The 22,374-nt window shown below is 64.8% G+C and carries 18 protein-coding genes; 3 read left to right on the top strand and 15 right to left on the bottom strand.

Features of this window, described 5'->3' with window-relative positions; genetic code table 11:
* Nucleotides 1-47: 47 nt before the first annotated feature.
* Nucleotides 48-1,289, bottom strand: coding sequence for an MFS transporter (locus tag ACTHN9_RS02690; protein WP_440535199.1), 1,242 nt, complete (start codon nt 1,287-1,289; stop codon nt 48-50).
* 111 nt (nt 1,290-1,400) lie between these two features.
* On the opposite strand from ACTHN9_RS02690, the gene ACTHN9_RS02685 reads away from it, so the two are divergent.
* On the top strand, nt 1,401-2,327 hold the full coding sequence (locus ACTHN9_RS02685; RefSeq protein WP_440535198.1) for a LysR substrate-binding domain-containing protein: 927 nt from the start codon (nt 1,401-1,403) through the stop codon (nt 2,325-2,327).
* Here the strand turns inward: ACTHN9_RS02685 and ACTHN9_RS02680 are convergent.
* The 3 genes from ACTHN9_RS02680 to ACTHN9_RS02670 all read right to left on the bottom strand — a co-directional run bounded on the left by ACTHN9_RS02680 (nt 2,324) and on the right by ACTHN9_RS02670 (nt 7,869).
* Complete coding sequence (locus tag ACTHN9_RS02680) at nt 2,324-3,721, bottom strand: MFS transporter (protein ID WP_440535267.1); 1,398 nt, start codon at nt 3,719-3,721, stop codon at nt 2,324-2,326. The genes ACTHN9_RS02685 and ACTHN9_RS02680 overlap by 4 nt on opposite strands.
* A gap of 224 nt (nt 3,722-3,945) precedes the next feature.
* Nucleotides 3,946-5,697 (bottom strand): S53 family peptidase, encoded by a 1,752-nt coding sequence (locus ACTHN9_RS02675; RefSeq protein ID WP_440535266.1) that lies wholly within the window; start codon nt 5,695-5,697, stop codon nt 3,946-3,948.
* 459 nt (nt 5,698-6,156) lie between these two features.
* Entirely contained in the window at nt 6,157-7,869 is a 1,713-nt protein-coding gene (locus ACTHN9_RS02670) for a S10 family peptidase (protein WP_440535197.1), read from the bottom strand.
* A 145-nt stretch (nt 7,870-8,014) separates the two neighbouring features.
* On the opposite strand from ACTHN9_RS02670, the gene ACTHN9_RS02665 reads away from it, so the two are divergent.
* Nucleotides 8,015-9,082, top strand: coding sequence for an AI-2E family transporter (locus tag ACTHN9_RS02665; protein ID WP_440535196.1), 1,068 nt, complete (start codon nt 8,015-8,017; stop codon nt 9,080-9,082).
* Nucleotides 9,083-9,139: 57 nt separating this feature from the next.
* Here the strand turns inward: ACTHN9_RS02665 and opgC are convergent, their stop codons facing one another.
* From opgC to ltaE, 4 genes are all read right to left on the bottom strand, one after another.
* A complete protein-coding gene (gene opgC / locus ACTHN9_RS02660; protein ID WP_440535195.1) occupies nt 9,140-10,231 on the bottom strand; it encodes an OpgC domain-containing protein in 1,092 nt (363 codons plus the stop codon).
* 246 nt (nt 10,232-10,477) lie between these two features.
* Nucleotides 10,478-11,383, bottom strand: coding sequence for an RNA polymerase sigma-70 factor (locus ACTHN9_RS02655; protein WP_440535194.1), 906 nt, complete (start codon nt 11,381-11,383; stop codon nt 10,478-10,480).
* Nucleotides 11,384-11,487: 104 nt separating this feature from the next.
* A complete protein-coding gene (locus ACTHN9_RS02650) occupies nt 11,488-12,258 on the bottom strand; it encodes an arylamine N-acetyltransferase family protein (protein ID WP_440535193.1) in 771 nt (256 codons plus the stop codon).
* 66 nt (nt 12,259-12,324) lie between these two features.
* Entirely contained in the window at nt 12,325-13,356 is a 1,032-nt protein-coding gene (gene ltaE, locus ACTHN9_RS02645; RefSeq protein ID WP_440535192.1) for a low-specificity L-threonine aldolase, read from the bottom strand.
* 124 nt (nt 13,357-13,480) lie between these two features.
* Here ltaE and ACTHN9_RS02640 point away from each other — a divergent pair, with 124 nt between their 5' ends.
* Nucleotides 13,481-14,989 (top strand): PLP-dependent aminotransferase family protein, encoded by a 1,509-nt coding sequence (locus ACTHN9_RS02640; RefSeq protein WP_440535191.1) that lies wholly within the window; start codon nt 13,481-13,483, stop codon nt 14,987-14,989.
* Nucleotides 14,990-14,992: 3 nt separating this feature from the next.
* Here the strand turns inward: ACTHN9_RS02640 and ACTHN9_RS02635 are convergent, their stop codons facing one another.
* From ACTHN9_RS02635 to ACTHN9_RS02605, 7 genes are read right to left on the bottom strand one after another with little or no spacing between them, the layout of a single operon-like run.
* Nucleotides 14,993-16,066: a 2-aminoethylphosphonate aminotransferase gene (locus tag ACTHN9_RS02635; protein ID WP_440535190.1), complete on the bottom strand. Its 1,074-nt coding sequence runs from the start codon at nt 16,064-16,066 to the stop codon at nt 14,993-14,995.
* A gap of 12 nt (nt 16,067-16,078) precedes the next feature.
* Nucleotides 16,079-17,251, bottom strand: a complete 1,173-nt coding sequence (aepY, locus tag ACTHN9_RS02630) for a phosphonopyruvate decarboxylase (RefSeq protein WP_440535189.1) — start codon at nt 17,249-17,251, stop codon at nt 16,079-16,081.
* Nucleotides 17,248-18,945 carry a phosphoenolpyruvate mutase gene (gene aepX / locus ACTHN9_RS02625; protein ID WP_440535188.1) on the bottom strand — a complete coding sequence of 566 codons (1,698 nt, stop codon included), beginning with the start codon at nt 18,943-18,945 and terminating at the stop codon, nt 17,248-17,250. Before aepX ends, aepY begins: the two co-directional genes overlap by 4 nt.
* Nucleotides 18,942-19,706, bottom strand: a complete 765-nt coding sequence (locus ACTHN9_RS02620; RefSeq protein WP_440535187.1) for an NTP transferase domain-containing protein — start codon at nt 19,704-19,706, stop codon at nt 18,942-18,944. The genes aepX and ACTHN9_RS02620 overlap by 4 nt, the downstream gene beginning before the upstream one ends.
* Nucleotides 19,707-19,757: 51 nt before the next feature.
* Nucleotides 19,758-20,762, bottom strand: coding sequence for a flippase-like domain-containing protein (locus tag ACTHN9_RS02615; RefSeq protein ID WP_440535186.1), 1,005 nt, complete (start codon nt 20,760-20,762; stop codon nt 19,758-19,760).
* Nucleotides 20,759-21,595 carry a HalD/BesD family halogenase gene (locus ACTHN9_RS02610; RefSeq protein WP_440535185.1) on the bottom strand — a complete coding sequence of 279 codons (837 nt, stop codon included), beginning with the start codon at nt 21,593-21,595 and terminating at the stop codon, nt 20,759-20,761. The genes ACTHN9_RS02615 and ACTHN9_RS02610 overlap by 4 nt, the downstream gene beginning before the upstream one ends.
* Entirely contained in the window at nt 21,580-22,269 is a 690-nt protein-coding gene (locus ACTHN9_RS02605) for a CDP-alcohol phosphatidyltransferase family protein (protein ID WP_440535184.1), read from the bottom strand. The genes ACTHN9_RS02610 and ACTHN9_RS02605 overlap by 16 nt, the downstream gene beginning before the upstream one ends.
* Nucleotides 22,270-22,374 lie beyond the last annotated feature (105 nt).

Here is a 22,374-nt window from a genome sequence, read left to right as displayed (position 1 = left end):
TGCCGCAGCCTACACCGCCTTCGCCGATCGTGCAGGCAGGTGTCGGCTCAGCTGCGCGCCGGCCGCGGGAACAGCGGATAGACGGCCAGTGCAACCAAGCCGGCCACGAACCATACGACCGCCCACGAGCTGGCCGCCAGCAGATGAGGCAACAACAGCGGCACGATGAACAGGCCGACGTAGACGATCGCGTTGGCCATGCCGAGTGCGGTGCCGGCGCGGGCAGGGCCGGCCAGCGTGGCAAGCTCGGCGTAGGCGACGCCGTGCCACGCCGACACGCACACGCCGGCGAACACGATCGAGGCGACGACGACGGCGATCGACAGGGGATGCCCGCCTGCCACGGCTGCGGCTAAGGCGGCGAACGAGGCGGCCGCGACGAGCGTCGAGCCGCGCAGGTAGCCGCGCCGATTGCCGCGACGGTCGGTATGACGTCCGCTCCATACGCGCATGACCATGGCGCCGATTTGTATCGCAGCCATCGTGGCGCTGATGCCGGCGGTGCCCAGGCGCCCGAAGTCGTGCAAGAACACGGCGCCGAATGTCAGGACGGCGAGCTGCGGCATGCACAATGCGCCGATGCCGAGCGCGACGCGCCAGATTTGCCTGTCGCCCAGCGGGCCGCGTGGCGCGCGAGCGCCCGGCTTCGTCGCAGCGACGGCGTGAGGCGGCTCATGGAGCCAACGAATCGCGAAGGCGGCCGGCGCCGCGCACAGCAAGGCGAGGACGCTAAAGACGGCGGCGAAGCCGTGCGTCGAGGCGAGCCACGGCAGGAGCGACGCGCCGATCCCGCCGCCGAGCGGCACGGCCGTTTGCCGAATGCTCATGGCAACGCCGCGTTCCCCTTCGTTGAACCAACTCATGATGGCGCGGCCGCTCGACCCGTTGACGCTACCGCCGAGCAAGCCCACCAAGGCCATTGCCGCGGCAAGGAGCGGCAACGGTGGGACCGACCCGGCCGACGGCACGACGAACAGCGCCATCGAGCACAACGCGAGCGCCGTGGCGAGCAAGCCGGCGATCAACACCGGCCGGTCGCCGAAACGATCGGTCGCGACGCCCCACGGCAGTTCGGACAAGGCAATGCCGAGACCCGTCGCGCCAAGCGCAATGCCCAGTTGCGCATTGCCGAGGTGGTAGCCCGTGCGCATCCAAACCGCCGTCGTCGGAATGCCGGCCGCGGCCGCCGAGAAACCGGCATTCGCCGCGACGCCGACACCGAGCACTTTCCACCGATGCGAGGCGCCGAACACTCTAGCCGGTACCTTGACTGCATATTCCGCGTCCATTCGTTGCTCCCTTCGAGATTTGACGGACGCAGTCTCGCACTCTATGATCGTCCTGAAAATCGGATAATTTTGAATTGATCGTTCGAAATTTCAGGATGGTCTGGGGGCGAGATGAGTCAAACGAACTTCGACGTCGCGGCACTGCGCAGCTTCGTCACCGGAATGGATCTCGGCAGCTTCGCCAAGGCCGCCGATCGCGTGGGGCGCTCGACGTCCGCGGTCAGCGCGCAAATCCGCAAGCTGGAAGAGCAGGTCGGCGCCCCGCTGTTTCGCAAAGCGGGGCGGGGGCTCGGCCTGACCGATGCGGGCGAGGTCATGCTTCGCTACGCGCGCCGTCTCGTCGAGCTGAACGACGAGGCGGCCGTGGCGGCGCGCGGCACGGATCTGCAAGGCTGGGTACGCCTCGGGTTGCAGGAGGATTTCGGCGAGTCGCTGCTGGCCGACGTGCTGGGCCGCTTCGCGCGCGCGCATCCGAAGGTGCGGATCGAGGCGCGCGTGGCGCGCAATGCCGATCTGACCGAGCGGCTCGATGCGGGCGAACTCGACCTCGCGCTCGTCTGGGACGATCTCAACCTCTCGACGCGCGCGCGGCGTGCAGCCGGTGCGAGCATCGAAGTGGTCAAGGCACCGTTGTGCTGGATCGGATCCGATGCGTTGCAATGGTCTCCCGAGACGGGCGAGCCGCTGCCGCTCGTGCTCTTCGACGGAGCCTGCATGCTGTGCTCGCTGGCGACGGACGCGCTCGACCGAGCGGGCATCGCCTGGCGCGTGGCGCTGACGAGCCCCAGTCTCGCCGGCTTATGGGCCGCGGCCGCGGCGGGGCTTGGGTTGACGGTGCGCACAAACTACGGCCTGCCGCACACTGTGAGGACGCTTGCGCCGCCGGCTTTAGGCTTGCCGTCGCTGCCCTCGCTCGGGCTTTCGCTGCTGCGGGCATCGAGCGCGGCAACGCCGCCGGTCGAGCAACTGGCGACGATCGTGGTGGACGCGGTGCGCGGCTACGCGAGCGCGAGCGATGCGCCCCGCGTCGCGGCTTAGCCGCGCGTGCCGCGCGCGATTTCGTCGCCGGCGCCTGGCGCCAGCCGTCGCGTGATCGGAATCGACCCGAACGAAAACAATCCGACGACGACGAACGACGGCCAGAAATCCGACCACAACGCGTGCGCGTGGCCGTGCAGGTCCCGCGAAATTTGCAGGACGATCCCGCCGACAGTCACGCCGAGCCCGAGCGACATTTGCTGCACCACACTGCCGAGGCTCGTGGCGCGGCCGACGTCCTGGCTCGCGATTTCCGCGTAAATCATCGAGTTCAAGCTCGTGAATTGCAGGGCCGGGAAGAATCCGCCGAGCAACACGACGAGCCAGATCGCCCAGATCGGCGTGCCCGGAAAGAACGCGCCATAGGCGGCAATCGCGATGCCCGAAAACACGGCGTTGTAGATCAGCACCGTCCGAAAACCGAAGGTGCGCAGCACGGAGGACGTCAGCGAACGCATGAACATGCTGCCGAACGCCGACGCGCAGGTAATCGCCCCCGATTGAAACGCCGACATGCCGAGCCCTTCCTGCAAGGCGAGCGGCAGCAGAAAGGGTACGGCGCCAAGCCCGATCCGAAACATCGATCCGCCCAGCACGCTGGCGCGAAACGTGGGCACACTGAGCAATCGCAAATCGAGCACCGGCCGTTGCGCGCGCTGGGCGTACAGCACGTAAAGCGCGAGCAGCAGGGCCCCCGTGACGGTCATTTCGAAGGCGCTGCGATCGGAGACGATCGCGCTGCCGATCAGCGACAAGCCGAGCATGACGAGCGAGCCGCCGATGGCCGACAGCAAGAAGCCGAACCAATCGAGCGGACCGGGATGCGGCTCGTGCGTGTTGACGATATAGCGGTTCGTGAGATAAATGCCGAAGATGCCGACGGGCACGTTGATGAAAAAGATCAGCCGCCAGTGCAAGTAGGTTGTGATGAAGCCGCCGAGCAGCGGCGCCGCGGCCGGCGCGAACATGGCGGGCAGGCTCAGGTAATTCATGGCGCGCACGAACTCGGTTTTGGGCACGGCGCGAAAGATGATGATGCGGCCGACAGGGACCATCATCGCGCCGCCGATGCCCTGCAGGAAGCGGGCAAGCGTGAAGACGTGGAGCGAGTGCGCGAAGCCGCACAGGACCGAGCCGACCACGAAGATGCCGATTGCCGTGCGAAAGACGGTGCGCGCGCCGAAGCGGTCGGCCAGCCAGCCGCAGATCGGGATGAACACGCCGAGCCCGAGGACGTAGCTCGTGATGGCCACTTTCAATGCGATCGGATCGCTGCCGAAATCGCGGGCCATCGACGGCAGCGCCGTCACGATGATGTTGCCGTCGACGCTTTCCATGAACATGGCGCAAGCCACGATCAGCGGGGCGATGAAGGCTTTGATGGCGAGCGGCATGGGCAAGCGGCGCTGCAACGACGTGTCGTGGGCAAGGACGCAAAGCAACGATTATGCGCCGAGTTTTGTCGACGCGCCCGGTAAACGAGACGTTTGTTGCGCGCACAACGAAAACGCCGGTCCGGGGCGAGCAGCCCGGACCGGTTGCGGCGCGCACTGCCGCATGCCTGAGACGCTAGATGGCCAGGCTCATTGCGATCGCCCGGCAGGGGCTTCGCGTTCGATCATTGTCCGAACGAATGGCTGTTGACATACGACGCGAGATTCGACATCACGAAGCTGCCCCAGCCGGTCGGATAGTCCCAGCCTTTTGCGGCGTTGTAGCCGTCGCCCTGGTAGCCGTTGTTGCCCGACGTGACGTCGTGAACGAGCGAGGGCGTCGACGGCACGGCGCTATAGATGCTCGATGCGGGAAAGCCGAGCGAATTCGAATGAGCCGATTCGAGCCGCGCCCATAATCCGACGAAGATCGGCGAGGCGAGACTCGTACCGCCGATCTGCTGGATCTGACCATAGTTGTAGACGAGCGCGCCGGAGCTTTGCGCCGCGTCGAACGAAATATCGGGCACTGCCCGTCCCGTCGGCTTCGGGCTGACCGTCAGCGAACTTTGCCAAGACGGCACCGCTTCGACTTGGCTGATCCCGCCCGTCGATGCCCACAGCTTGCCGTTTCCGTCGAGCCCTTCGTTCCAGACCGTTTCGTTCGCCCAGCCGCCGCTCGTCGTCGAAAATAGCGTCGTGCCGCCCACCGCAATGACATTCGGCGACGAGGCCGGCCACGAGATCGAATACGTGCTGCCGTCCGGATAGCCTCGGTTGTTGCACTCGTAGGCGCCTTCGTCGCCCGAGGACACCGAGAAGGTTTGGCCTTGCGCCACCGCGGTCGCGAAGATTTGATCCTCGGCGGCGACCGTGCCGTCGGCTTGTGCATCGGTTTCGCACCAGCCGAGCGAGACGTTGACGACTTTGGCGGTGTTGTCGCTGACGGCCTGGTTGAAGGCTTGCGTCAGGCCGGTATTGCCGGAGGCGCCCGCGTCGGCTTCATAGAAGATCAGTTGATTCACGGCGCCGCCGGCGGCGCCGACGATGTCCTGGCTGTCGAGATCCCATTCGCCTTGGCCTTGCTGATCGTCGCTATAGTTGCCGTTCGGATCTCCCGTTTGCACCGCGGAGACGTTTACGGTGGCGAGATTGTTCGCCTGCGTGAACTGATTCAGATCCTGCGTGGCTTGACTGGCGCCGCCGATCGTGACGACCCCGACCGTCGTATTCGCGGCCGTCGCCAGATCGGCGGCGCCGTACAGCGTCGGCCATTCCGTCGGGTAGTGGCCCGTCTCCGTGCCGCTTGCCATCGTCTTCGCTTGCGTACGCGGGCCCCTGACGGCCATCGTGTGCGCGCGCGTGACGTTCTGCAACCCGAGCACCGACAACACCGTCCCCCCAAGGTGTTCCGGCACCTCGGCCGGTGCCGAGTTTGCGAACACTAAGCGATCGCCCTTGCGGAAATGCACGAGCGGCGTGTTGAATGCCGTCTTCACGGTGCCGGCCGTACCGTCGGCGGAAACCAAGAGGCGATTGTTCGATACGCGAACGTTCACGAAGCCGCTTTTGCGCAGATAGGTCACGACCTTTTGCACCTGAGCTTCAGTAGGCGCGAAATCGGCCAGGAACTTCCGCGGTGTGAGGAAGCGGTGGTACTGGCTATTGCCGCGCTCGTTGACCGCGTGACCGAGCGCCTTCAGCTTGGCGAAGTTGCGCACGCGCAGGCTGACCACGACGTGCGCGGCCTCGCCCGCCTTCGCTTGCGCTTGCGGGGTCGCGGCCAAGGTCCTCATTTGCTGCGGCGTGAGAAACGCTCTCGTTTCGGTGCCGACCCAGGTAGTCGGCACGCTAGCCGCGTGAGCGGGAAACGCGGCGACGACGAGCGGCAATACCCATGCCGCCGCGTGACGAATGCCTGGTACCGACCCCTTCATTTTGACTGTCGACTTCAATTTGACCTCCTAGGATTGCAACGCCAAGAGACGCCGTATCCGCGGGATAGCGGTGAGTCAACGGATTTCGAATTTTATGCCGTCTCGAGCCATCGTTTGGATTGTGGGTAAAAACGCTCAACGATTTATTGAGCACGATTAACCTAACAAGTCAAAAATATGGTCGTGTAGCTGTTAATAGTGGTAGTGGAAGTGGGGGTCTGTCCGTATTCGTGGAGCCTCGTAGGGTACGGTTCGGTTGGCGGCGGAAGGGAAGATCGGATTGCGTTCGCTCTACAGGGTGTTCTGTTAGTTTACTATGAAAAATAATAGAACCAAGGATCTCATTATATGGCTCATTGATACGGATTAATGTGCAAATTAAAGCGTATTGATGATTTGGTGGATTGTTGGTTATGTGCTGCGCGATGCATGCGGCTTATCTGCTGAAAAACGCGCCCGCTACCGGTTTACCGCGCTGTCGTAAAACCGATCCAAATCCGCTTTCAAAGCATGCAATGCCGAATCGTCGAGATAGATCATGTGTCCCGTGGCGTAGTAGGTGATCTGCAGGTTCTCGCGCAGCGATGGCGCCAGGCCCATATGCGCGAGGTCGTACTCGGTCGCGAAGAACGGCGTGGCCAGATCGAAATAGCCGTTTGCCGATAGCACCTTCAGGTGGGGATTGCGGCGCATCGCTTCGGCTAGGTCTGCCGCTGCGTACGGCACGCTGAGGGTCTCGCCCCACGACGAGCGATGCTTCCAATCCCAGGTGTCGAGCACGTGATCGTTGAACACTCGGTACGGTGCCTCGCTTGCGTAATAGAGGTCGCGCGCGAGATGCTCGTGAAAGGCCGCGTTGAAGGCGCTCGCAATGTACGCTTCCGCAGCGTCGTAGTTCGGCGATGATGAGCCGTCGTCGTAATCGATGCCTTCGAAGCGGCTATCGTAGCGCCCGACGCTGCGATCTTGCTCGAGCAGCAATTGCTTGCGGAAATGAGAGGGCGAGATGCGCAGCCGCACTTTCGCCACGTATTGCGGATCCAGGCCGGTGTACTGTGCGACGCGCGCGGCGATCGCATCGCGCTCCGCGTCGGGCAGCGCATCGCCCTCCGCGAGCGCCGCGGCGTAAGGCCCTGTCGCGAAGCGGCGCACTTCGTCCAAGAACGCCGGCAGGTCGGCGGGTTTCGTGGGGCCGAGCTTGTTGTGGTACCAAGCCGTCGCGGCATACGAAGGCAGATAGCGGACGGACATGAGGTCGAGGCCAGGCGCGCGCATGCCCGAATTGAGTACCGAGGAAAGCAGCACCACGCCGTTTAGCGACACTTCGTGCCCGCCTAGGCGGTAGGCCAGCATCGCCGCGCGCGCGGTGCCATACGATTCGCCGATCAGAAATTTCGGCGAATTCCAGCGGCCGTTGACGGTCAAGTAGCGATCGATGAACTGGACGAAGGCATCGAGGTCGCCGTCCACGCTCCAAAAGCGCTTACCGGCGCCATGGCCGACGATTTTCGAAAAGCCCGTGCCGACGGCATCCACGAACACGAGGTCGGTCTTGTCGAGTAACGAATCGGGGTTGTCGAGCAGCATATAGGGCGCAGGCGGCGTAGCCGATGGGCTCGCGGTATGGACGCGCTTCGGGCCGAACGAGCCCATCAGCAAGAATACGCTCGCGGCGCCGGGCCCCCCGTTGAAGAGGAACGTGACGGGGCGCGGCGAGCCGTGGCCGGCGGCGCCGTCGCTCCGGGCCGGCACCGTGTACGCAACGTAGAACATGCTCGCGTCCGGCTCGCCTTTGTCGTCGCGCAACAGCAGGTTGCCGGCCGTGGCGCGATAGTCGAGCCGGTGGCCGTCCAGGCGCAAAGCGTGCTTCGTGTCGATCGACGTTTCTTGCGGGACGGGCATTGCCGCAGTGCTCTGCACGCAGGAGGCCATGCCTAGCGGGCTGGCTGACACGGCTGCTGCTGCGCTCGTTTGCGATGCCGGCGACGGATGGCGGGCCGCCGTGGCGCTTTGGCCTACGTCGGGCTGATTTTCCACGGCATGCGCGATGGCGCTTGCGCCGAATCCGCTGACTAGCGCGAGTACGAGCCCGAACCGAAGCCCCTGCAACACGGTATTGACGGTATCGACGGTTTTGATGCTGAACCGCAAGTGAGCAAAGCTCGAGCGCATGGCCGCTCCGCAGATAAGGAGGATTCGATGAGGTCCGCCGACTTTTTTCGAAAGTATGAAGGGAAATCGATGACGGTGTAATGGGCGCCATGCGAACTTCTATAAGATGTCGGCGATCGATACCATTCTCGCAAGGGCGATTTTTATGCCGCTTCTTCCGCTTGCCACGAAAGATCCTGCCGACGCACGGCGCAGGCAGCGCATCGCAACGCTAGCGCTATACGCCGTCCTCGTGGCGCTGGCGTTGTGGGTCATTCACGCGTTCATCGAGCCGATCGTCTGGGCGCTCGTGATTGCGATCGTCGTATGGCCGCTGTTGCAGCGGCTCAGTTCGCCCAAGCAATCGTCGTTGCGCGCCAGCGCAATCGCGTTGGCGTTGACGACGGTGGTGGGCTTGTTCGTCGTCTTGCCCATCGTCGGCATCTTCACTCAGGTGCTGCACGAGACCCATCATTTAATGCAATGGGTGGCGGATGTCGAGCAAAACGGCATTGCCTTGCCGCAGTTCGCACAGCAACTGCCGTTCGGCAAACAGATTGCCGACTGGTGGCAGACCAACCTCGCACGCCCGCTGGAAGGCTCGCCCGCCATGCAACAGCTACGCGGCACCCATGTCGCCACGGCTGGCCGCCATTTCGGCTCGCTCGCGGTGAAAGGCATCGTCCATTTCGGCTTTATGTTGCTGACGCTGTTCGTGGTGTTGCGCACGGGGCCGCGCATGTCCGAGCAATTGGTGAAAGCCGTACGCGGCGTATTCGGCGCCGACGGCACGCACCTCGCGATACGTATGGCGGCGGCTGTGCGGAGCACCGTGACGGGGCTCGTCGTCGTCGGGCTCGGCGAGGGGGCTTTGATCGGTGTCTCGTATTTTGCGACGGGCTTGCCGCACGCGGCCGAACTGGGGCTTGTCACGGCTATTGCCGCCATGCTGCCGTTCTGCGCGCCGATCGCATTCGGCCTGGCGGCGCTATGGCTCTACGTTCATGGGCAGGCGGCGGGCGCATTGATCGTCTTGGCGACGGGCGGCGTGGTGGTGTTTCTCGCCGAGCACTTCGTGCGCCCCGGCTTGATCGGCAGTGCCACGCGGCTGCCGTTTCTGCTGGTGTTGTTCGGCATCCTCGGCGGCGCCGAGACGTTCGGCCTCATCGGTTTGTTCATCGGCCCAGCCTTGATGACGATTCTGACCGTGCTTTGGCGCGAGGCGTTGCGCTGAGCCGAGCCGAGTTCAGCTAGACCCGACCCGACGTTGCCGGCAGGTAGCCGGGCACTATCACGAAACCATGGCGGTCATGCGGATACCGGCCGGAACCTCGCGCAGCCGAACCGCGGCGATAAGCAAAACGATGGCGGCCGCATCCGCCGCCAGACCGAGGGGCACATGCAAGAGGCCGTCCGTGAACGTGTAGAGAACGGAATCGACAATGAGCGAAATGCTTGCGCCCGCGATGAACGAAGCGAGGCCGGCGCGTCCGATTCGGTTGATCCAGTCCGAGCGCCGCGCTAGCCAGCCGATCCAGCCGCGGCGCGTCATATCGGCCGCCAGCCACGCGATGGCGGCGAAATTGACGATACGCAGCCAACCGAGGTCGGGTTTCGAGGCGAAGGCGTGCCACTCGCTGGCGCCGCCAAGCTTGATGGCGGCGAGACAGAGCGCGATGCCGATGGCCGCTACGCTGAGCAGGCGGGCACCGGGCCGCGTTCGGATACGCTGATAGACCGGTTGGCAGCGCGCGAGCGCCCCGAGCACGAAGATGAATTGCCAGGCGAACGGATTGAATTTCCAGGATGCCCGATCGATCGAAGGCAGCCAATCGGCGCCGAGCCCGGCGGCACCCCATGCCGCCGCGCTCGCAACGAGCAATGGCCAGGGGTGGCGTCGCGCAAGCGGGACGACGATCGGCGTTGCGAGCGCGAATCCGATATACATCGGCAGCACCGAGGCGAGGTAGGGCTGGCGCTTGAACGATACGACGTCCCACAGCGTTTGCGCGGGCATGTCGAGGAGCGCCCGCAGATCGCGCGCCGCGAGATTGGGCGCATCGATGCGCAGTGCGGCGAATCCGGCGCTGATGACGAGCATCAATGCCGCCGTGACGAGGAAGCCGCGATACAGTTCGCCGGCGCGCTTCGCGAAGCGTCGCCGTGCGGCCTGCTCGTTGCGTTTCGCCGCAAGCGATAGATAGGCCGTGGCGGCCGCGTACCCACCTAGAAACACGAAAACATCCGCGGCGTCGCTAAATGCGTAGGAGTGCAAAGTAAACCGCGACAGGATGCTGCCGCCGATGTGATCGACGACGATCACGAGCATCACGAGACCGCGGAAGAAGTCGAGTTCGAGCAGGCGCGACGCAGGTGGGGGCATGAATTCTCGACGATGGAGCGAATCGCGAAGGAGACTCGGTTTAGGTTCGGCGTGATTGTAATGGAAAAGAAAGGTGTATCCGACGCTCAACCGAGTGGATCTTTCGGGGAAGCGCGACAAGCGGGAAAATTCTGCCCAGACCTTCTTCGGCGCCGGATTGCATAAGCTCGCGTTGAGCAGATTGCAGGCGGTGATCGTCACGATGACGAACCCCTCGAATCGCGCGTGTGACGGGCCGTTCGCGTGTTATCGCGCGAGCGACTGCGGAATGCGAGCGAGCTTATCCGGGTTGCGGATGACGTAGACGCCCGTGATCCGTTCGCCGTCGGTCGCGAACGCCATCGCCGATTCCAACTTGCCGTCCACATAGCGCAAGATGCCGGGTTCGCCGTTGACCTGCGCGTGGCGATAAACCATCTGGGGCCCGAAGCGCCGCCCCGTGACCCAGAACAGATTGGCGATGCGCAGCGCGCCATGCAGCACTTTGAAGATGGACGGGACCTTGCCGCCACCGTCGCCGACCAGTTCGACGTCGTCGGCCAACAACGCCTGGATGGCATCGCGCTGGCCCGATTGGGCGGCAGCCATGAATTTTTCGACGACGCGCCGATGCGCCTCGCGCGGCACGTCGAAACGCGTGCGCGTTTGCTGCAGCCGCTCGGCCGCGCGATGCACCATTTGCCGGCAGGCGGCTTCAGTTTTGCCGAGTAGCGACGCGATCTCGTCGTAGTCGTGGTCGAACACCTGGCGCAGCAAGAATGCGGCGCGCTCTTCTGCGGATAGCCGTTCGAGCACCCAAAGCAGCGCGATGGACAGATCGCTCGCCAGTTCGGCCGCGACTTCGGGCGTATGGTCGTCGGATGCCTCGACGAGCGGCTCGGGCAACCACTTGCCGATGTACGCTTCGCGCTCCGCTTTCGCCGCGCGCAGCCGGTCGATCGACAGCCGCGTGACGACGGTGACGAGCCACGCTTCGGCCGATTGCACGGCCGAGCGATCGGTATTTTGCTGCCAGCGCAGCCAGGCGTCTTGCACGACGTCTTCGGCGTCGGCACGCGTACCGAGCATGCGGTACGCCACCGAAAAGAGGCGGGGCCGGAGCGCGTCGAACGGATCGGGACCGGTGGATGCACGAGTGGAGTCGATCGACATATCGGTTTCTCGATGAGGTATCGGTCTAAAGGTTAGGCACGAATTCGTGCTTAACCCACCTCAGACGATCCACGCCGGCATTTTGTGACAGCGTGACCGGATCCTTAGCTCGCCATCTTCAATCCGAACTCCCGGGCGAGCACGTCGGCCAACTCGTTCGGCGCCACGGTCCGTTTTTCCGTCCGGCCATGCGCGACGATCTTCAAGCTGTCGCCGCCCAAGATCTTACGGCCGGCCTCCGTCATCAGAACGGCGACGGTCATTCGTACGAAGATCGCGTCGGGGTGCGTCGAATTCAGATAATTGGCCGGCACGAAATCCACCCATTCCTGCGGAGAAAGGTCGAACGCATATTGGTTCGTCCATTGCCCGTCGACTTTGGCGCGAAGCAGATAAAACCCGTCCTCGCCCAGGGTCAACATGAAGGTGTCGTCGTCCTGCGCGATTTCCTCGTCGAGGGCCGAGAGCCGCATCGGGGCGCGCATGCCGTAACTGCCGAAACCCAGATCGCACAGCCAGCGTTCGCCGTCCAGCGTGAGCACGAGCGCCATATGCGTGCGCGGCCGCCGCGCCGGGTAGAACATCGGCCGCGCCGCGACGAACCGATAGGAAATGCCGAGCGATTCGAGCGCCATCGCGAACAAGCCGTTCACTTCGTAGCAGTAGCCGCCGCGCTTGCGGCCGACGATTTTTTCGACGATCTCCTCCGGTACGAGCGAGACGATCTTGCCCGCTTGCACGTCGAGGTTTTCGAACGGCACGGAAAAGAGTTGGCGCCGCATCATGCGCGCGACCGTTTCGATGTCGGCTTTCGGCGTGCCCGTGTAGTCGATTCGATGAAGGTAGTCGGTCAAGGAAAAGTTATTGGCTTGCATAGGCATGGCCCCGTGTGAAATCGATGATCGAATGCTGCGTCCCATGACGTCGATTCGGCCCGCTCGTTATCGCTGCAGAAATTGCGCTGCGACCGAGAGCGCGTGCTCGACGGCTTGCGCATCGACGTCGAGGTGCGTGACCCAGCGCTGACGCGTGGCTCCGTACATAGAGACGACGCCGATCCCGTGCTGCGTGAGGTGAGCGGCGAGCGCGGGACCGACGGACGCTTCCACGCCCACGAACACGATGTTGGTATCGGGCGGCGTGACCGTGAGCCCCGGCAGCTTGGCCAGGCCTTCCGCAAGGGCGCGGGCATTCGCGTGATCTTGCGCGAGACGCTCGACGTTATGTTCGAGCGCGTAAAGACCGGCGGCGGCGAGGATCCCCGCTTGGCGCATGCCGCCACCGAGCATCTTGCGCAGACGGCGCGCACGCGCGATCGCCGCTTTGGCGCCGACCAGGACCGAGCCGACGGGGGCCCCGAGGCCCTTCGATAGGCAGACCGACACCGTATCGAACGGCTGCGCCAAGGTCGCGGCGGGCACGCCAAGCGCTACCGCCGCGTTCATGAGCCGGGCGCCGTCCAGATGGCACGACAGCCCATGCCGCTTGGCCAGTGCGGTCGCGGCTTGGACGTAGTCGGTCGGTAGGATCTTGCCGCCGATCGTATTTTCGAGCGCGAGCAAGCGCGTGCGTGCGAAGTGCGGATCGTCGGGTTTGATGGCCGCTTCGATATCGGCCAGCGCGATCGTTCCGTCCGGCGCGTTTTCGAGCGGTTGCGGCTGGATGCTGCCGAGCACGGCCGCGCCGCCGGCTTCCCAGCGATAGCAGTGCGCTTGCTGGCCGACGAGGTATTCATCGCCGCGCTCGCAATGCGTCATCAGCGCGATGAGATTCGATTGCGTGCCGGATGGAACGAACAAGCCGGCTTCTTTGCCGATCGCCTCTGCCACGCGCGCTTCGAGCCGCTTGACCGTGGGATCGTCGCCGAACACGTCGTCGCCTACTTCCGCCGCGGCCATCGCCGCGCGCATGCCAGCGCTCGGGCGCGTAACCGTATCGCTGCGAAAGTCGTATTTCAATGCTGCTGCTTCCATCTTCGATCTCCTATCCGTGGTGCTCGGTCAGTGCGGCCATCATCGCACGGCGGGTGCGGTGTCCCTATACACAACAGGGCCGAATCTGTTACATAACAGATTTCCGCGTTTTTGCCCGACCGCCATGGATTTCGCCGACGACGATACACCGCTCTACCTGCAATTGGCGCACTGGCTGCGCGACAGGATCGAGCAAGCGGCGATGGGCGAGGGCACGCGTTTGCCGTCCGTGCGCACGCTCGCGGCGCAGCGCGAGATCAGTGTGTCGACGGCGCTGCAGGCTTTGCGCTGGCTCGAGACGCGCGGCTATATCGAAGCGCGGCCGCGATCGGGGTATTTTGTCGCGAAGCGTGCCAGACGCGTCAAACGAGGCGCCGGTGCCGGCGAGCCGAAGGGGGCGGGCCCGAATCGATGGGCTCGGCCGGCGCCGGAACTGGACGCGCAGTCGCGCGATCATCTGGCGATCGCCGCCGCGCCGCCGCCCACCGCGGTGCGGCTCGATCTGGCTTCGGCGGAAACGGCGCTGTACCCCGTCGAGCGGTTCGGCGTGCTCTTGCGCCGGCTCGCCTATCAGCATCGCGATCTCGTCGGATCGCACGTACGCGGTACCGGGTACCCCGCGCTGCGTGCCCAGGTGGCGCGGCAGGCGATGCAGTACGCGTGCGAACTCGATCCGGACGAACTGGTCGTGACGAACGGATGCGTCGAAGCGTTGAACTTGGCGTTGCGAGCGGTCGCGCGGCCGGGCGACATCGTTGCCGTCGAATCGCCGACCTATTTCGTCTTGCTGCAGATGTTGCGTGCCCTCGAGATGCGCGTCTATCCGATACCGTGCAAGCCGCGCACGGGTATGGATATCGACGCGTTGAAGGAGGCGCTCGATCGCGGCGTGCCGATCAAAGCGGTGGTGACGGTGGCGAACGGCAACAACCCGCTCGGCAGCGTCCCGAGCGACACGCACAAGCGCATGCTCGTCGCCCTGTTGCGCGAGCACGATGTGCCGCTGATCGAGGACGACATTTTCGGGGATCTGTGTTTTGGCGAAACGCGGCCGCGGCCTGTGCGATCGTTCGACGATGGCCATGGGAACGTCTTGCTCTGCGGTGGGTTCTCGAAGAGCCTGGCGCCGGGGTTGCGCTTGGGCTGGATTGCCGGCGGGCGGTTTTCCGAGCGCGTGAAAGCCCTCAAGTACACGACGAGCATGGCGACGGCCGAGCTTCAGCAGGCGGCCGTGGCCGAATTGTTGGCCACCGGCGGCTATGCACTGCACTTGCGGCGGTTGAAGGCGGCGTTGCAACGCCAACAGCGGATGTTGCGTGAAGCGGTGCTGCGGTTCTTCCCGGTCGGGACGGAGGTCACGGATCCGGCCGGCGGCCTCGTGCTGTGGGCGAAGCTCCCCGCGATCGACGGCCGGCGGCGGAGCACCCGTGCGCTATTCGAGCAGGCGCGGGCCGAAGGGATTGGCTTTGCGCCGGGCCATCTGTTCGGCGAAGGCGAGGCGTTCGACGATTGTCTGCGGTTGAACGCAGGCAATCGGTGGACGAGCGAATTGGAACAGGCCGTGCAGCGGCTGGGGGGGCTGGCTAACGGCGACTGTACTGCAGCCTCGTCCGCCGACACGCGCGGTGCCTGACGCTCACCGCAACAGCGAATCGAACGCCTGCAGCAACCGTTCCATATCGGCAGCTTCGATATCCCCCATCGTCGACACGCGGAACAGTTGCTTCGACAAGCCTCCTTGCCCGGCGTACACGACGAACCCGTGCGCTTTCAACCCATCGTGCAGGGCTTCGTACGCGATGCCGGACGGCAACGCATACGAACGCAGCACGACCGACGATTGCTCAGGCGGCAGGATCGACGCCATCCCTCGCGAGGCAAGGCCGCTGCGCACCTGCTCGGCCAATGCCGCATACCGGGCATGCCGCGCGCAAACGCCGCCTTGTTCCTCGAACTCGCGCAGCGCCTCGACGAGCGCATAGTACGCATGCACCGAAGGCGTAAATGGCGTATTGCGCTGCGCTTGCAGCTTCGCTAGGCGGGCCAAATCGAGGTAGTAGGTACGGCTTGCCGCCTGCTCGATCGCGTGCTGTCGCGCCACCACGAACGATGCCCCCGGTACGCCGTGCAAGCACTTGTTGGCCGTTGCCGCGACGGCGGCGACGTTGGCGCCGTCGAAATCGATCGCCTCCGCACCGAAGCTGCTGACGGCATCGACCAGCAATGACACGCCACGGGCACGGCACACCGCGCCGAGCGCTTGCAAATCGTTGAGCCGCCCCGTCGTCGTTTCGTGATGCACGATCGCCACGTGCGAAAACGGCCCGCTTGCATCGAGACACGCTTCGATCCGCGCTAAATCGGGCGCTTGCATCCACTCATGAACGACGCTCTCGTACCCGATCCCATACTGCTTCGCGATATTCGCGATCCGTTCGCCATAAACGCCGTTCTGCACGACGAGCAGTTTGCCGCCCTGCGGCACGAGCGACGCGATCATACTCTCCACCGCGCCGGTTCCCGAGGCGGTCATTAGGACTGCCGACCATTCGTTCGGATCGAGGCGATAGACGTTAAGCAGTCGCGCTCGCGCTTCGTCCTGCAAATCGTAAAACTCGCTTTCGCGATGGCATAAGTCGGGCTGCAACAAGCTCTTGCGCACTCGCTCGGTCAGGGTGACGGGGCCGGGGTTCAGCAACAGCGTTTTCATCGTGGGGATTCCTCAAGCAGCGCCAATGTGGCGCATCAACCGCGCTTTGACATCGGCGGGGGAAATCGTCGGGCGGGGTAAGCCGTCGGGCGTGCCGCGGCGTATCGCCAGTCGTGCGAAGCGTGGGCCGGCGCGCGCCGTGTCGTCGGCCTGGCGCGCAAACAGCGTATCGACGAGCGAAAGGTCGTCGCCTTCGAGTGCGCGAGCATAGCCGCATGCCGCGGCCACGCCCGCGAACGAGACATGCGGCGAGACCGTGGCTTGTCCGCCCGTGGAATCGTGCGCGCCGTTATCGAGCAGCAGATGCGTGAGATTGCGTGGGCCATAGGCGCCGAGCGTCGCAAACGCACCCATCCGCATGAGCGCGGCACCGTCGCCGTCCAGCGCGACCACATGCAAATCGGGCCGCGCGAGCGCGAGCCCGAGCGCGAGCGGCGTGACGCATCCCATCGATCCGACCATATAGAGTTGATTTGCGCGATCGTTCAGCGCGTACAGTTCCCGCCCGCAAAATCCCGTCGATGCAAGGACGACCGTCGAATCGAGCGGCGTGTGAGCGATCGCGCGCTCGAGCGCTTCCCGCCGCGACGGCAGGCGATCGGGGGCCACCCCGCGCCAATCCGTTTCCGGCGTGCACGTCACGGCTCGCGGCGTGCTTGCGGCGTCGAGCGGGTAGGGCGAAACACTGCCCTTTTGCATCACCAGCGCGTACGGACGACCGGTTTTGTCCATATGCGCGACGGCCCGTGCGAGCGCCGGTTCGATGGCATCGGCGTCGCGCGGGAACGGTTCCCACGGGATTTCCATGGTCTCGAGCAGCGTCGGCGTGATCGGACCCATGAGCGCGTGCTGCGGCTCATCGGAGACACCGGGCTCGCCGCGCCACGTCACGATCAAGAGCTGCGGCAGCCGGAAGGTCCAGGTCAGCGACGTCAACGGGCTCACGGCGTTGCCGAGGCCGGAGTTTTGCATCATCGCGATGCCGCGTGTACCGTCTCGCGCACCGAGCGTCACGCCTGCGATCAGGGCGACTGCATCGCCCTCGTTCGCCGCGCTGACGTAATGCAGCGACGGATCTTGCAAGACATAGTTGATGAAGGGCGTGAGAAACGAGCAAGGCACGCCCGCATACCAGGTCAGTCCGCGGCGGCGGGCCGCTTCGACGAATTGGGTCGCTTCGATCATGGCGTACCGCCCTGACCGTTGCGACCGACGGCGAACGGCGTTTGCGCGTGCGCGAAATCGCTTGCGCGCCGGAAGTCTTCGAGGTCGTTGACGCCGCACCAATGGCCGTGCACGTATTGCACTTCGATCGCTTCGCCGGCATCGATGAGCGCGTTGATCAGCGTGGGGACGTCGAGCGCGTCGAAGTCGGGCTGCCTGCGCAGCTCCGCCAGCATCGTGCGCAATCGTTCGAGACCCTGTCCGCGCACGCTCAGCAAGCCGATCCATCGGCCGTCGGGCGGGGTGCCGCCCGGTTTGCCGCTATGGATGCGTCGCAGCAAGGTCTGATGGCCGAACAGGGCGCGATCGTCGGGCGCCGAGCAGTAGGCGAAATCGCGCACGCTTTGATTCGACGTATGCGGTTGCGACGAATCGACGACGACGGTGAACGGTGCATCGTTTTCCGCGAGATCGCGCAGGATATAGCTGCGAAAGAGCAGGTCGCCGTACGAGAGCAAGGTGTCCGTCGTCAGTTCGCCCGCATCCACGGCGCACGCGAGCGAGGCCAGCTCGCCTGTCTGCGCGTGCCGCTCGTTGACGACGAGCTTGATGCCGGTCGCGTCGATTGCATCGGCGCGGTAGCCGCCCACGACGGTGATGTCGTTGACGTCTTGCTTTTTGAAGGCATCGACGAGCCAGCGCAGCAGCGGTTTGCCCGCCACGGGCAGCATGACTTTGGGCCGCTCGGCCGTGACGGCTTCGAGCCCGCGCCCGCGGCTGGCGGCCAGCACGACGGCCGCGCCGGGTTTGCGCGAGGCGGATAAATAGAGGCGCTCGGCCGTGGTGTACTCGTCGGCGTCTTGCAGCCGGAAGATCTCTTCGACGCTGGCGATGCGCTCCTCGACATTGACGAGCGTTTCGCTATCGTGAATCTCCTTTGCGACGGCCTGCATCGAAGAAGCGGCGGCGCGCACGAGATGGTTCGCCCAGATGACGGTGCTGATCCCCGCTTTGCGGAACACTTCGGTCGGCGTGCTGTAGTACTTCGTCGGGACGATCACGAGCGGCGCGCGTCCCGCCCATTCGCGCGCGAACGCCAGGATTTCGTCGGGGCGCGACAGCTTGCTGTGGATGAGGATCGCGTCGGCGCCGGCGAGGCGATAGGCTTCCGCGCGATCGAGCGCCTCTTGCAGCCCCCAACCCGCGATCAGCGCTTCGACACGGGCGACGATCGAGAAATTCGGTTCGCACTGCGAATCTTTGCCGGCCTTGATCTTGCCGCAGAATTCGTCGATATCGGCCAGCGGCTGACGCTCGCCGCCGATGAAGCTGTTCGTCTTCGGGAATTGTTTGTCTTCGATGCAGACACCGGCAATACCGCGCTGTTCGAGCTTGCGCACGAGGCGCCGGACGTTGTTGAAGTTGCCGTAACCGGTATCGCCGTCGAGCAGGATCGGCAGGTCGCTCGCATCGGCCATGAATTCGAGCGTGTCGACGACTTGCGTCCAACTCGCCTCGTTGTTGTCGCGCACGCCGAACTGCGCGGAAATCGCGAGGCCGGATGCCCAGATCCCCTTGAATCCCGCCTCGCGCACGATGCGGGCCGATAAGCCGTTGTGTGCTTCCATCAAGAATTCGAGCTTGTCGCTCAAGAGCATGTCGCGCAACCGTTCGAAGCGCGAGCGCGTGGTCGTTCCCGGGGTGCGCGCGTTCATCGTGCGACCCCCGCCGATTGAGCGAGCCGCGGCAAGACGTCGTGTTCGGCGCGTGCGACGTCGCCCGGAAAGTCGATTTCGATCCACGGCAGGCCCGTGACATCGGCGACGTCATAGCGGCGCCCGCCCTCGAGCAGCAAGTCGCGCACCGCCTCTTCGTGCGGCATGTGCTCGCGACCGCTCGTCACGTAGCCTGCGACGATTTCGGCGAGCCGCCGCGCGGTGTCTTCGCGAAAGCGGAAAAAGCCGACGGATTCGCCGATCGTGTCGTACTGGAGCCCCACGGCCAACTGCTTACGCAACTCTACGGGCACGCCGTCTTGCAGGCACAGCTTCACGGGCTCGTCGCCCGTTTCGAAGTCGCGGTCGATCAGCAGCCGGTCGGTGCTCGGGCCTGCGACGAGCGCTTGCAAGATCGCCTCGTCGTAGAGCACGTCGGCGTCCATGAGCAGCACGTCGCCGCCGCGCGTCAATGCATCGGCCATCGTATGCACGGTGAGCACGCTGCCCAAGTCGTATCGCTCGTTCAGCACCGCCGAAGGACGCGGCTGCCAGCCGATGCGATCGAGTTCGGCGGCAATCTGCTCGGGCTGAAACCCGAGCGCCAGTTCGACTTCGTCCACGCCGAGCGCACGCAAGGCGCGCAAGTGGCGCTCGAGCAGCGTTACGCCTTGAAAGCGCAATAGACACTTCGGAAACTGCTGCTGGGGCGGTTGCTGCAGGCGCAGCCCTAGGCCCGCAGCGAGGATGATCGCTCGCATCTTCTTGTTCTCCTAGCAAAAGCCGCGACGCCGAGGTGGACGAATCTGGCGTCAATCGGTAAGCGGCAAGCCGGCCGTGCGCCGGCGTCGCCAATCTCGTTCGCTCCACTGCAAATAGACCATGCCCGGCAAACCGAGTGCCAGTTCGCGGGCGCGTTTGGCGAGCGATAACGCAAGCGCTGCATCGGGCGGAAGGCCCACGACAGGCGCCAGCAGCAAATAGCCGCCTTCTTGCGCGCCGAGCGATCCGGGGATCGCAAAGGCCGCGCCGCGTATCGCTTGTCCTACGCTTTCGAGCAGCAACGCATCGAGCCAGTTCACCGGGTGACCGATAAAAGCGAGCGCGAGCCACACTTCGCCGATGCCGACCGCCCACCCGGCGAAACTGAGGGCGAACGTCGCTGCGATCCGGCCGCGCGAGCGGTACAACTTGCGCACCGCCTCGTCGATCGCATCGGCGTGCGCGGCCGATGCGAGGGCGCCGTGCGGGCCGAAGAATTTGCCGACGAGGCGCGAGAATCGGCCGAACAGGCCGCGTTGCTGGACATAGTAAAAAGCGGCGAGCGCGACGGCGAGCACGGCGCTCGCCCCGAGCGCCGCAAGATGCAGGGCGTGGGTTGCCGCGGCGCTGCTTTCGGTGGAGAACGCGGCGAATGCCGTCAACCCGAGCAGCGCGAAAGCGATTTGGGCGGCCGATTGCATCGTCGTCGAAACGGTCACGGCCGCGGCTGCATCGTGCATGGGCGTGCCGCGCTGCGCCAAATGGCGGGCCATGAGGACAGGGCCGCCGATTTGGCCGGCCGGCAGCAAGCTATTGACCGATTCGCCCGCCCATCGGGCGCGCAGGGCATCGGCGAACGAAGCGGGCGCGGCAATGAGCACGGCAATCGCCGCCGCATCGATGACGAGCGGGAACAGATGAAACGCCGCGACGAGCGCGAGGCCCCAGCCGGCGGTCGCGAGGGCGCCCATGACGGCCCCCGCGCCCTGCCAAGCCAGCAATGCGATGAAAATCGCCGCGCCCAGCGATAAGAGAATGGCCGTCGTGCGTGTCATACGCCGTCTCGGCCGTCTCGGCCGCCCGGCGCTCGGGTGCTTCGGCGAAGGGAGCGGAAAACCTGGCGAAAGCCGAAATAGGCGATCGCATCTTTCATGTTGGAAACGAACCGGCGCCACGGGCGCATCCGCGCATCGGTCACGTATTCGAAGGTCAAGGACACGCGCATCTCGCCGGCTTTCGCGGGCGTAATGCGATGACGCAGCTTGTCGCCGTCGAACAGCACGATCGCGCCCGGCGGATACTGGATCGATCCCGCTACCGGTTGCGCGCCCGGTGTGCGCGTGTGCAGTTCGTAGTCGAGGCGGCAGGAGGATTCGTCGATCACGCCCAGCAGCAGCGTGTAACGCCGACCATCGTAATACGACGTATCGTAATGCCAGCCGATATGGTCGCCTTCGCGCGTGTAGTAATAGAGCGCGTAGGCGTGCGGGTCGTCGTCGGGCGAGGGCAGCAGCTTATCGCCCGTGACGGCCTCGAGCCAATCGATCAGAACGCGCGAGCGATAAAGCTCGGCGATATGCGGTGCGAGCCGGTCGATCGTGTGCCGGCTCACGCTGCCGCCCTGCTTGTGACCGGGGAGATAGTTACGGTTGACGGCCGGCACCAGCGCGTGTGCGCTCTCGGCGAGCCGCGCCGTGACGTCCGCGGGCAGGAATCGGTCTAGATACAGGAACGCGCCCTGGTGGGCGAATCGTTCGCGTAGCGTATGCGGATCGAGGCTGCGTATCGCGACGCCGAGCACGTCGTCGATCGGCGTATCGACTGGCCGCGCAACCGCCACCGCGGGGGCGGGCGCCTCCTCCAACCGCGCGTTCACCGTGACACCCATGCTTCGCTGGGCTGTTGCCGCGGCTCGCGCATGCGGCGCACAATCCGCCGATAGTCGAACGCCACCCAGAGCGCGAACAACGGCGCGCCGACCGACGCCGCGATAACGAACGGTTCGACTTGATGCGTGAGCGTAACGAGCGGTAATAGATAGAGAACGTCCTCGGTCTCGAAGCCGGCCGCGGACGCTTGTCGCGTGCCCGCTTTGCCCGCCATCGATTCAATGCGCATCCGTAGGTAAAAGATGAGCGCCACGGCGACACCGGCGATCGCGCCGAGCCAAGTGGGCTGCGCGTAGGGGCTATCGCCATGCACGAGCGCAACGCCGACGCCCATGCAGACGAACAATGCGATGGTGACGAACGCGTCGCTCGCCAAGTCGTAGAAGTGCCCGAATTTGCTCGACTTTCCGCTGATGCGGGCGAGTTCGCCGTCCGTGTGGTCGATGAAATTCGACAGGACGATCAGCAGGGCGCCGACATTCGTCGAAACGAATTCGCCGCGCGCGAGCGCGGCAGCGCCGGCCATGCCGACGGCAAGACGCACGGTGGTGAGGTGATTCGGCGTGACGCGCGAGGATTTGAGCGGAGTGACGAGACGGCGAGCAAGCCTAGCGTCCCAAGTGCGCGGCATGGGAGGGACGGCACGATGCGAAGGGTCGACGCGGTTGTCCATCCGCAAGAATATATACGCTTTTGCGCAGTGATGTCTTTCAGCTAGGCAGGCAGGCCGAAGGTCCGGGCGCAGCGCTGGCATCCCTTGGCCGGGCGAGCGTTCGCT

Origin of the sequence: Trinickia sp. (genome assembly GCF_051953405.1) — a bacterium.
Lineage (GTDB): Bacteria > Pseudomonadota > Gammaproteobacteria > Burkholderiales > Burkholderiaceae > Trinickia.
Note: the sequence above shows the minus strand (reverse complement) of the source record. Positions and strands in the feature narration are given on the sequence as shown.